Here is a 10,094-nt window from a genome sequence, read left to right as displayed (position 1 = left end):
AAGCAGACCTTGATAATTAAATCTTATCCGACCTTATAATTTGATAATTGAATTAATAATACGTTGAACGTAATGAATAATACATATCCAGTTGAAATGACGTTAACAGCGCCGCTGGCCCTGCATGGCTTGGCAGAAAGCACGCGCGCCGCTGCTGAAGCTTTCATTGCCGCTGGCACGGCGGCCAATACGGTGCGCAGCTACCGCAGCGCCCTCGCCTACTGGGCGGCCTGGCTGCAACTGCGCTACCAGCGCTCGCTTGGGGACGGCGCGCTACCGCCGGAGGTCGCGGTGCAATTCATCGTCGATCATCTGGCGCGTCCGGATGGCGCCGACGGCTGGACTCATCTATTGCCCGCAGAATTTGATGCCGTGCTGGTTGCTGCCGGGGTCAAGGGCAAGCCCGGCGCCCTGGCCTTCAGCACGGTCAGTCACCGCCTGGCGGTGCTCGCCAAGTGGCACCGACTCCAGCGGTGGGACAACCCCGTCGAACAGCCAGCGGTGAAAACCCTGCTGCGTGAGGCCCACAAGGCCCAGGCGCGCCAAGGCGTGACACGCCGCAAGAAGACCGCCGTGGTTTTGGAGCCGTTACAGGCGATGCTCGCCACGTGCACGGATGGTGTACGTGGGGTGCGCGATCGCGCCCTGCTGTTGCTGGCCTGGAGTGGTGGCGGCCGACGCCGCTCGGAAGTGATTGGTCTGCAGATCGAGGACCTGCGACGGCTGGATGTCGACACCTGGCTGTACGCGCTTGGCGCAACGAAGACCAACACCAGTGGGGAGCGGCGAGAGAAACCGTTGCAGGGGCCGGCCGCACACGCGCTGAATGCCTGGCTGGCGGTGATGCCAGAGAGTCAAGGCCCGCTGTTTCGCCGCCTGTACAAAGGGGGTCGCATCAGCAGTGCCGGGCTGTGCGGTGACCAGGTCGCGAGGATCGTCAAGCGTCGCGCCGAACTGGCAGGCCTTGAGGGCGATTGGGCCGCGCATAGCCTGCGCTCGGGCTTCGTCACCGAGGCCGGGCGTCAGGGCGTACCTTTAGGTGAAGTCATGGCAATGACCGAGCACCGCAGCGTGAGTACGGTGATGGGCTATTTCCAGGCCGGCTCCCTGCTGGGCAGCCGTGCCTCCAATTTGCTTGGCCAGGTGCCAGACGAGTAAGTTGGCGCGGCAGCTGCCTACAGCACCACGCTGAACAGGCAATCCCATGACGGGTGTTGTGTGGGAGCGGGCTAGTCCCGCTCCCACAGTGTCGTTGCCAATAAAGCATCAGCTCAATCACAGCTTGGCAATCGACACCTCGGTCGATTTCACGAAGGCAATCACCTCGCTGCCAATGCGCAGCTCCAGCTCATGCACCGAACGCGTGGTAATCACCGAGGTGACAATCCCCGCCGGGGTCTGCACATCAATCTCAGACACCACCGGCCCTTCAATGATCTCCTTGATCGTGCCCTTGAACTGATTGCGTACGTTGATCGCCTTGATGGTCATGTGCTGCTCCTATTTGCCTGAAGAGGTGCACTGTCGCTCAGTGCATGGATCGCAGAGTGCATCCACCATCACTAAATTGAAAAGAATAAATACAGCCATTTATATTCGATTAAGGAATATTGGAATCGGCTTATCTAAATTCCTAAAAGTTATTTATTTCTTCTTTCTTAGATCACATAGCATTGATGAGAAGCGCCAAGTGTTGCCCCAGCAACTGTTGCCAGGGCAACAGCAAAGCAACAGAAACAGCAGATCCGGTACAGCTACGCACCCCGGATGAAAATTAAATCCGCGTAAAAACAGTGCATTACAGATTGGTACAGGTCTTGCTCCAGGCAGAGTCATCCTCCACTGCCTGCTGATCAACAGCCAAGGAAGTCACCATGCCTCATCCATTGAACGTCGTTGTCGTTTCCGGCGGTGCCTATCGCCCGTCTCGCACCCTGGTACTCGCCGAAGCCATCGTCGCCGAACTGGCCACGCACCTGCCGCTCAACGCCCATGTCATCGAGCTGACCGATATCGCCCGCCCGCTGGGTGGCGCCCTGTCGCGTCAGGAACTGCCGGCCAATGTTGAAGACGAGCTGCTGGCCATCGAGTCTGCGGACTTGCTGATCGTCGCCACGCCGGTCTATCGCGGCGCCTACCCAGGCCTGCTCAAGCACCTGTTCGACCTGGTCGACATCAACGGCCTGATCGACACCCCGGTACTGCTCGCTGCCACCGGGGGCAGTGAACGCCATGCGCTGGTGCTCGACCACCAGTTGCGCCCGCTGTTCAGCTTCTTCCAGGCGCTGACACTGCCGATTGGCGTCTACGCCACCGAGAGCGATTTCCACAACTACCAGGTCAGCAGCGAACTGCTGCAAGCGCGCATTCGCCTGGCGGCCGAGCGCGCCGCCCCGGTGCTGGGCGCGGCCACCCTGTCACTGCGCAAAAGCGCCTGAGGAGCCTGCATTGCACACCACACCTTCCGACCCGTTGCAGATTGCACGGGAGCTGGCCAGCGAATTTGCCCGCAACGTGGTCGAGCGCGAACGCCTGGGCGGCACGCCCAAGGCCGAGCGCGACGCCTTGCGCAGCAGCGGTCTGTTGGCCCTGAGCATTCCCACCCAGTTCGGCGGCCACGGCGCTACCTGGCGCGAAACCTTCGCGGTGGTCCGTGAATTTGCGCGAGTCGACAGCTCCATCGCCCATGTCTTCGGCTTTCATCACCTGATGCTCGCCACCGTGCGCTTGTTCGCCACGCCCGAGCAATGGCAGCCCTGGTTCGAGCTGACTGCACGCAAACATTGGTTCTGGGGCAATGCCCTGAACCCGCTGGACACCCGCACCGTGGTCAAGGACCACGGCAGCTGGCGCGAATTTTCCGGCAAGAAGAGCTTCTGCTCCGGGGCCACCGATTCGGAAATGCTGATCGCCTCGGCCGTTGATGAAGGCGCTGGCGGCAAGTTGTTGATCGCTGCGATCCCCAGCGGGCGCACCGGGATCACCTTGCACGATGACTGGAACAACATGGGCCAGCGCCAGACCGACAGTGGCAGCGCCACGTTCGAACGGGTACGGGTCGAGGAAAGCGACCTGCTGCTCGACCCGGGCCCCTTGAGCACGCCGTTCGCCTGCCTGCGGCCGCTGATTGCGCAACTGCACTTCGCCAATATCTTCCTCGGCATTGCCGAGGGGGCCTTTGAGGAAGCGCGCGGTTATACCCGCAACGAAGCCCGTCGCTGGTTCAAGTCCAGCGCCGCGCACAACACCGAAGACCCTTACGTGCTTGGCCACTACGGCGACTTCTGGGTACGCCTGCAGGGTGCCCGTTTGCTCGTCGAACAGGCCGCGCAAGCGCTGGACCATGCCTGGGCCAAAGGCGCGCAACTGAGCGCCGAACAGCGCGGCGAGGTGGCAATTGCGATTGCCACGGCCAAGGTCGCGGCCAGCCGTGACGGCCTGGAAATCTGCAGCAAGGTGTTCGAGGTCACCGGCGCGCGGGCCACCCAGGCGTCAGTCGGCCTTGACCGGCACTGGCGCAACCTGCGCACCCAGAGCCTGCACGACCCACTCGACTACAAGCTGCATGAACTGGGTGACTGGGCCTTGAACCAGCGCCTGCCGACTCCGACTTTCTATTCCTAGTGTGACTGCCATGCAATTGCTGACCTTACCGCCCTCGCCCGCATTGGCGACGTCGATCCGCGCCACGGCGCAGGTCTTCGAAGACCCGAAATCCCAGGCCCTGCTTGCCCACCTGCGGCAAGTCGCGCCGAGCGAAGCCAGCGTGCTGATCATTGGCGAGACCGGCACCGGCAAAGAGCTGGTGGCGCGCCATATCCACAACCTCAGCGGGCGCCGCGACAAGCCGTTCGTGGCGGTGAACTGCGGTGCGTTCTCCGAGTCGCTGGTGGAGGCGGAGCTGTTCGGCCATGAGAAAGGCGCCTTTACCGGCGCCCTCGCGGCCAAGGCCGGCTGGTTCGAGGAAGCCAACGGCGGCACGCTGTTCCTCGACGAGATCGGCGACTTGCCGATGCCGATCCAGGTCAAGCTGTTGCGCGTGTTGCAGGAGCGCGAAGTGGTGCGCCTGGGCTCGCGCAAGAGCATCCCCATCGATGTGCGGGTGTTGGCCGCGACCAACGTGCAGCTGGAGCGGGCAATCAACGCCGGGCATTTTCGCGAGGACTTGTATTACCGCCTGGACGTGGTCAGCCTGGAGCTGGTGCCGCTGCGCGAGCGGCCGGGGGATATTCTGCCGCTGACCCGGCATTTCATTGCCACCTACAGCCAGCGCCTGGGCTATGGCCCGATTGTGCTGAGCGCGGGCGCCGAGCAGAAGCTGCGCAGCTACAGCTGGCCGGGGAATATCCGTGAGCTGGAGAACGTGATTCACCATACCTTGCTGATCTGCCGCAACGGGGTGATCGAGCAGGACGACCTGCGCCTGTCGAACCTGCGTATCGAGCGTCAGGACGATGGCCCGGCGGTCGATGATTCTGCGCAGGCGCTGTTGGCGCGGGCGTTTCAGAAGCTGTTCGAGGAGCAGGCGGGGGCGCTGCACGAGAAAGTCGAGGATGCGTTGTTGCGCGCGGCCTATCGCTTCAGCCACTACAACCAGGTGCATACCGCGAACCTGTTGGGGCTGAGCCGCAATGTGACGCGCACGCGGTTGATCAAGATTGGCGAGTTGGCGGTGAACAAGCGTCAGACGGTGGCTTTTACCCAAGGTGAGCGGGTATTGAATCTATCGATATAAAGGGCCCCATCGCCGGCAAGGCCGGCTCCCACACCCCCGCGATCAAGCGTGAAGCTTCCGTATTTGTAGGCACCAACGTTGCCGGCGATCGGCTGCCGAGGTCGTTGCTAGCCATTCAGGCCCCATCGCCGGCAAGGCCGGCCCACAGGTGGTTGCGCTGCACTGAGTACTCTGTGGGAGCCGGCCTTGCCGGCGATTGAGCGCAAAGCGCTCACAAAGCGGGCCCATACACATCCCGCCCGGCATCAGGGCTCAAGCGCCGGAACAACAATCCCGACGCCATGCACATCAGCCCGCACAGCACGATGACCCACGCCACATCACTGGCCTCCAGGCGTTCATGCCCACGCAGGCTCATCAACCCACCGAGCAACGTGGCCGCCAACCCCACCGACAAGCTCATGCTCAACTGCACGGTCATCGCTTGCAGGCTGCTGGCACGGCTGCTCAGTTGCGCCGGCACGTCGGCATAGGTCAGCCCGCCCAAGGTACTGAACTGCAACGAACGAATGATCGCACCACCAAATAGCACCAGCACGATCACCCAGTACGGCGTATCCGCGTCGAACAACGCACAGCCCATGAAGCTCAATCCGGTGAACAACGCGTTCACCACCAAGGTGCGGCGCATGCCGAAGCGACGTACCACGCGCACCGCCAGCAGCTTCATCAAAAATGCCCCTGCACCACCAGCCAGGGTCAGCAACCCGGCGACCAGCGCGCTGAAGCCAAAGCACAGCTGGAACAGCAACACCAGCAGGAACGGCCCGGACGCCGTACCCAAACGCATCAGGTTGCCACCCCAAAAGCTCACGGCAAAACTGGGGATGCGCAGCAACGACAGGTCCAGCAACGGCCGCGCGCAGCGCCTGGCATGCCATATATAAAGTGCAGCACTCAGCCCCCCGGCAACCAGCAGCGCAAACACCCAGGGCAAAGGCAGCAGGCGATGCCCCAGCGCCTCGAAGCCGAACACCATCGCCCCCAGGCCCACCCCGCTGAACACAAAGCCGCGCCAATCCAGGCGCTCACCCACCACCCCCGCAAAGGCCGGCACATGGCGCTGCACCAGCAGCAACCCCAATACGCCAATCGGCACATTGATCAGGAATATCCAGTGCCACGAGGCAAAGGTCACCAGCACCCCACCCAGTGGCGGGCCGATCATCGGCCCGACCAGTGCCGGAATCGTCAGGTACGAAAGATTGCGCAGCAAATCCTGGCGAGGCGACCAGCGCAGCAGCAACACCTGCCCCACCGGCACCATCATGGCCCCGGCGGCCCCCTGCAGGATGCGCGCAAGGCACAGCTGCAATAGCGAGGTGGACGCCGCGCACGCCAGCGACGCCAGGATGAACAGCACGATGGCCAGCTGGAACAGGCGCTTTGGCCCAAAACGGTCCGCCGCCCAGCCACTGACCGGCACAAACACCGCCGTGGCCAGCATGTACAGCGACACCACCAGGTTCATCCGCACGCTGGGCGCGGCGAAATCGCTGGCCATCTGCGGCAAGGCGGTCATCACCGCCGTGGCGTCGATCAGCTCCATGCACAGCGCACAGCCAATGATCATCGGCACCCGGCGTGAACGGGACTCAAGCACGGGAATCGCAGCTGGCAGCGTCACTCAGAACAACCCCGAGGTCGGCGGTGGCGTGCCTTTGAGCTGCCATGCCCCGACAGCGGCAGCCTTCCACTGGCGGGGGTTGTGGTTGGCCACCGTGCGCGCATTGCGCCAGTGTCGATCGAGATTGTGGCTGCGTCCGGTGGTCGAGGCGCCGCCCACATCGAACAGCAGTTCGGCAGCCTTGAGCGCCGACTCCGCGGCAATGAACTGCGCCTGGGCGACGTCAATGGCCGCCTGATCGACCAGCGCCGGGTCCAGGTCGGCGGCCCAGGCCCGATCAATCGCAGTGGCGGCCTTGAGCACCACGGCCTCGGCGGTAAAGGCCCGCGCCGCGATCTCGCCCACGCTCAGTTGCACGTAGGGGTCGTCCACCGACAACGCGGCGCTGCTGTGCTTGATCGGCCGGGCATGCTCACGGGCAAAGCGCACCGCATCGTCCAGCGCATTGCGCGCTATGCCGGCCTCGACCGTGGCCAGGAACAACTGCAGGAAGGGCGTGACAATCGTGCGCTTGCCCTCCTCCACGGTACGCGGGCGGATTTCGTCGGCAAACACCTGCACGCTGTTCAGCCGCGTCGTGCCGCTGGCGGTCAGGCGCTGGCCCATGGCGTCGAAGTCGTCGACCAGCTCCAGCCCCGCGCGCTCGCGCGGCAACACAAAGGACACCGGCTGATCGTGCTCGTCCAGGGCCACCGCGCTGATCCAGTCGGCATACAGCGCGCCAGTGCTGTAGTACTTGCTGCCGGTGGCGCGAAAATGCTCGCCCTCGGCGACGATGCGGGCACTGATCGCGCCATTCGCGCCGCCGACCTCCCAGCCAGCATTGCCCAGCACCGCGCCCTCGAGGTAACGGGCGAACCAGCGTTCACGCTCCTGCGCGGCATTCTCGGCGCGCGAGGCCAGCAGCCCTTCGATAAAGCCAAAGCCGGGGCGCATTGCCTGGGCCACGTTGGAATCCACCGAGGCGATGCGCAGCAGCAGGCCGATGACATCGCTGACCGAGCCACCGGGACCGCCTTCGGCCAGCGGGATGCGGCAGGTGTACAGCCCCGCTTCGGCAAGCTGGCGGATCGCCTCGAACGGCAGCTCGCGCTCACGTTCGCGGCGCGCCGCCCCTTCGGCGATCAAAGGCAACAGTTGCTCAAGGTTGCGGTGAAGTGTGTGCACGGACATGGAGCTTCCTTATATCGCCAGCTTGAGAAATTCGAAGGCCATGCGCCGACCGCTTTCCAGGTGTGGAATGGCATCGAGCAAGGCCTGGGTGTAAGGGTGCTGCGGGTGATCGAACACCTCCCGTACGCTGCCGGCCTCCACCGCCACGCCGTCCTTCATCACCAGCACGTCGTCGCTGACATGGTTGATCACCCCCAGGTCATGGGAGATGAACAGGCAGGCCAGCCCGAGGCGCTGCTTGAGGTCGTCGAGCAGTTCGAGGATCTGCGCCTGCACCGACACATCCAGCGCCGAAACCGGCTCGTCGCAGACCAGGATCTGCGGCCCGGCCGCCAGCGCGCGGGCAATGGCGATGCGTTGGCGCTGGCCACCCGACAGTTCGATCGGGCGCCGGCCCAGCAAGGCGGCGTCCAGGCGCACCAGGCCGAGCAGTTCCCTGGCGCGGGGCAACCAGTCACCGCGCAGATGCCCGGCGACCTGCAATGCCTCGAACAACACCCGTTGCACGGTGTAGCGCGGATCGAACGAACTGAGCGGGTCCTGGAACACCACCTGGATGCTGCGACGCAGCTCGCGGCGTTGGGCGTCGGACAGCTGCAGCCAGGGCTGGCCCTTGATCTGGATATCGCCGCTGTCGGGGGTTTCCAGGCCGAGGATCATTCGCGTCAGGGTGGTCTTGCCGGACCCCGACTCACCGACGATGCCCAGCGTCTTGCCGCGCTGCAATTGCAGCGACACCCCGTTGACCACCGTGCGCCGTTGCCCGTCGGGGCCCTTGAAGGCTTTGCTCAGGTTGCGCACCTGCAACAACGGCGGCGAAGCGACACCGCTGCTTGCAGCCACCGCCGACAACACCGGGCGCGCTGTCGCGGGCTTGCGTTGGAAGTGCACCGCCCGGCCCGCCTGCAGCAGGTATTGGGTGTAGGGGTGCTGTGGATCATGCAGCACCTGCTCGACGCTGCCCTGCTCGACGATCACCCCGTTGTGCATCACCGCCACGCGGTTGGCCAGGCGTGAGACCACCGCCAGGTCGTGGCTGACGATGAGCATCGCGGTGCGCTCGCTGCGCAGCGACTCCAGCAGGCTCATCACCTGTGCCTGCACCGTGGCGTCCAGCGCAGTGGTGGGTTCGTCGGCGATCAGCAGGCGCGGGTTGCAGGCGATCGCCGAGGCAATCAGCGCCCGCTGGCGCAGCCCACCCGACAGCTGATACGGATATTGCCGGGCACGCAGTTCAGGCTCCGGCACACCGACGGCACGCAGCAGTTCCAGCACCCGGGCCTGACGTTCGGCACGGTTGAGTGTCGTGTGCAGTTGCAGCGGTTCGGCAATCTCCTTGCCGACCGGGCGCAGCGGGTCGAGTGAGCCGAGCGCGTCCTGCATCACGAAGCCGATCTGTGCCCCGCGCACGCTGCGCCAGGTACGCTCATCGAAACGCCGCAGATCCTGCCCGGCAAAGGCCAGCCGGCTCGCCTGGACCTGCGCCCCGGCGCCGGTCAGCCCGGCCAGGGTGCACGAGGTCACGCTCTTGCCCGAGCCGGACTCGCCGACCAGCGCCAGGCATTCACCCCGGCGCAACTCAAAGGAAATCCCCTTGAGCGTTGCCGCCGGCTGATTGGCGAAGTGCACGTGCAGGTCGCGTACATCGATCAATGGTTCTTCAGGTTGCAGTGTCAGGCTCATGGGCGCTTCCCTTCGTTGCGGCGCAGCAGTTCGCGGCCGATGGCGGTGATCGAAACCACGGTCAAGGTGATCGCCAGGGCCGGCCAGGCCACCAGCCACCAGGCATTGCCCAGGTAATTGCGGCCGATGGCGAGCATCCCGCCCCACTCCGGCACCGGTGGCGGCGCGCCGAAGCCGAGAAAGCTCAGTGCCGCACCGGCAATGATGTTGCCGCCAATGCCGATGGTGGCGAGGATCAACACCGGCTTGATCGCGTTGGGCAGCACGTGCCGGGCGATCACCGCGCGGCGGCGCAGCCCGAGGGTGGTGGCCGCTTCGACATAGCCGGCGTTGCGCACCACCAGGGTTTGCGCACGCACCAGCCGGGCGTAGCGCGGCACACTGGCGATGCCCACGGCAATGATGGTGTTGAACAGCCCCTGGCCGAAAAAGGTGATTACCACCAGGGCCAGCAACAGGTCGGGAAACGCCAGCAGCACGTCCACCAGGCGCATCACCGCACCGTCCAGCCAGCGCGGGCCAAGGCCTGCGAGCAGGCCGAAGACGGTGCCGATGAGCAGGCCGATGGCAGTGGCTGCCAGCCCCAGCAACAAGGATGGGCGCACCGCATGCACCAGCCGCACGAGGATGTCCCGGCCGTTCTCGTCGGTGCCCAGCCAATGCACGCTGTCCGGCGCGCGGAAGGCCTGGCGGGCGTTGGCGTCGAGCGGATCGCCGCTGATCAGCCAGCCCGGTTGCAACGCCGCCACCAGCAACAGCAGCACGAACAGCGCCGCCAACGTCAGGCCAGGGCGCAACTGCCACGCACGGTGCGCGACGAACAGCGTTTCGCTTCCCGGCTTCAGGCTCGGGTTACCTAGGGTGAGTTCAGTCATT

The 10,094-nt window shown here is 64.5% G+C and carries 9 protein-coding genes; 4 read left to right on the top strand and 5 right to left on the bottom strand.

All coding sequences use genetic code 11. From position 1 onward, the window contains the following. Positions 1-96: 96 nt before the first annotated feature. The gene (locus M5G11_RS00905; protein ID WP_273912576.1) at positions 97-1,158 is read left to right on the top strand and encodes a site-specific integrase; all 1,062 of its coding nucleotides are present in this window, start codon (positions 97-99) and stop codon (positions 1,156-1,158) included. A 117-nt stretch (positions 1,159-1,275) separates the two neighbouring features. Here the strand turns inward: M5G11_RS00905 and M5G11_RS00900 are convergent, their stop codons facing one another. Continuing rightward, positions 1,276-1,491, bottom strand: a complete 216-nt coding sequence (locus M5G11_RS00900) for a TOBE domain-containing protein (protein ID WP_273912577.1) — start codon at positions 1,489-1,491, stop codon at positions 1,276-1,278. 383 nt (positions 1,492-1,874) lie between these two features. Between M5G11_RS00900 and msuE the strand changes: the two genes are divergently transcribed. Genes msuE through M5G11_RS00885 form a run of 3 tightly spaced genes read left to right on the top strand, consistent with a single transcriptional unit; the run spans position 1,875 to position 4,735 of the window. Continuing rightward, positions 1,875-2,438 (top strand): FMN reductase, encoded by a 564-nt coding sequence (msuE, locus tag M5G11_RS00895; protein WP_273912578.1) that lies wholly within the window; start codon positions 1,875-1,877, stop codon positions 2,436-2,438. Between the two features lie 10 nt (positions 2,439-2,448). Beyond that, positions 2,449-3,624, top strand: a complete 1,176-nt coding sequence (locus tag M5G11_RS00890) for an acyl-CoA dehydrogenase family protein (RefSeq protein WP_273912579.1) — start codon at positions 2,449-2,451, stop codon at positions 3,622-3,624. A gap of 10 nt (positions 3,625-3,634) precedes the next feature. Further along, a complete protein-coding gene (locus M5G11_RS00885) occupies positions 3,635-4,735 on the top strand; it encodes a sigma-54 interaction domain-containing protein (RefSeq protein WP_273912580.1) in 1,101 nt (366 codons plus the stop codon). A gap of 211 nt (positions 4,736-4,946) precedes the next feature. Here the strand turns inward: M5G11_RS00885 and M5G11_RS00880 are convergent, their stop codons facing one another. The 4 genes from M5G11_RS00880 to M5G11_RS00865 are packed head-to-tail and all read right to left on the bottom strand — an operon-like array spanning position 4,947 to position 10,093. Further along, positions 4,947-6,308, bottom strand: coding sequence for an MFS transporter (locus M5G11_RS00880; protein WP_273912640.1), 1,362 nt, complete (start codon positions 6,306-6,308; stop codon positions 4,947-4,949). Positions 6,309-6,362: 54 nt separating this feature from the next. Beyond that, complete coding sequence (locus M5G11_RS00875) at positions 6,363-7,535, bottom strand: acyl-CoA dehydrogenase family protein (protein ID WP_273912581.1); 1,173 nt, start codon at positions 7,533-7,535, stop codon at positions 6,363-6,365. Between the two features lie 9 nt (positions 7,536-7,544). Then, the gene (locus M5G11_RS00870) at positions 7,545-9,218 is read right to left on the bottom strand and encodes a dipeptide ABC transporter ATP-binding protein (RefSeq protein WP_273912582.1); all 1,674 of its coding nucleotides are present in this window, start codon (positions 9,216-9,218) and stop codon (positions 7,545-7,547) included. Then, positions 9,215-10,093, bottom strand: coding sequence for an ABC transporter permease (locus M5G11_RS00865; RefSeq protein WP_273912583.1), 879 nt, complete (start codon positions 10,091-10,093; stop codon positions 9,215-9,217). Before M5G11_RS00865 ends, M5G11_RS00870 begins: the two co-directional genes overlap by 4 nt. Position 10,094: the final 1 nt, after the last annotated feature.

This window comes from Pseudomonas fontis, assembly GCF_028656955.1.
In the GTDB taxonomy this organism is placed as follows: Bacteria; Pseudomonadota; Gammaproteobacteria; order Pseudomonadales; family Pseudomonadaceae; genus Aquipseudomonas; species Aquipseudomonas fontis.
Note: the sequence above shows the minus strand (reverse complement) of the source record. Positions and strands in the feature narration are given on the sequence as shown.

What these genes read in the sequence shown, in the direction of transcription:
- M5G11_RS00905 (WP_273912576.1), top strand. Translation starts at nt 97, where the DNA reads ATGACGTTAACAGCGCCGCTGGCCCTGCATGGCTTGGCAGAAAGCACG.
- M5G11_RS00900 (WP_273912577.1), bottom strand. Translation starts at nt 1,491, where the DNA reads ATGACCATCAAGGCGATCAACGTACGCAATCAGTTCAAGGGCACGATC.
- msuE (WP_273912578.1), top strand. Translation starts at nt 1,875, where the DNA reads ATGCCTCATCCATTGAACGTCGTTGTCGTTTCCGGCGGTGCCTATCGC.
- M5G11_RS00885 (WP_273912580.1), top strand. Translation starts at nt 3,635, where the DNA reads ATGCAATTGCTGACCTTACCGCCCTCGCCCGCATTGGCGACGTCGATC.
- M5G11_RS00880 (WP_273912640.1), bottom strand. Translation starts at nt 6,308, where the DNA reads ATGATCATTGGCTGTGCGCTGTGCATGGAGCTGATCGACGCCACGGCG.
- M5G11_RS00875 (WP_273912581.1), bottom strand. Translation starts at nt 7,535, where the DNA reads ATGTCCGTGCACACACTTCACCGCAACCTTGAGCAACTGTTGCCTTTG.
- M5G11_RS00870 (WP_273912582.1), bottom strand. Translation starts at nt 9,218, where the DNA reads ATGAGCCTGACACTGCAACCTGAAGAACCATTGATCGATGTACGCGAC.
- M5G11_RS00865 (WP_273912583.1), bottom strand. Translation starts at nt 10,093, where the DNA reads ATGACTGAACTCACCCTAGGTAACCCGAGCCTGAAGCCGGGAAGCGAA.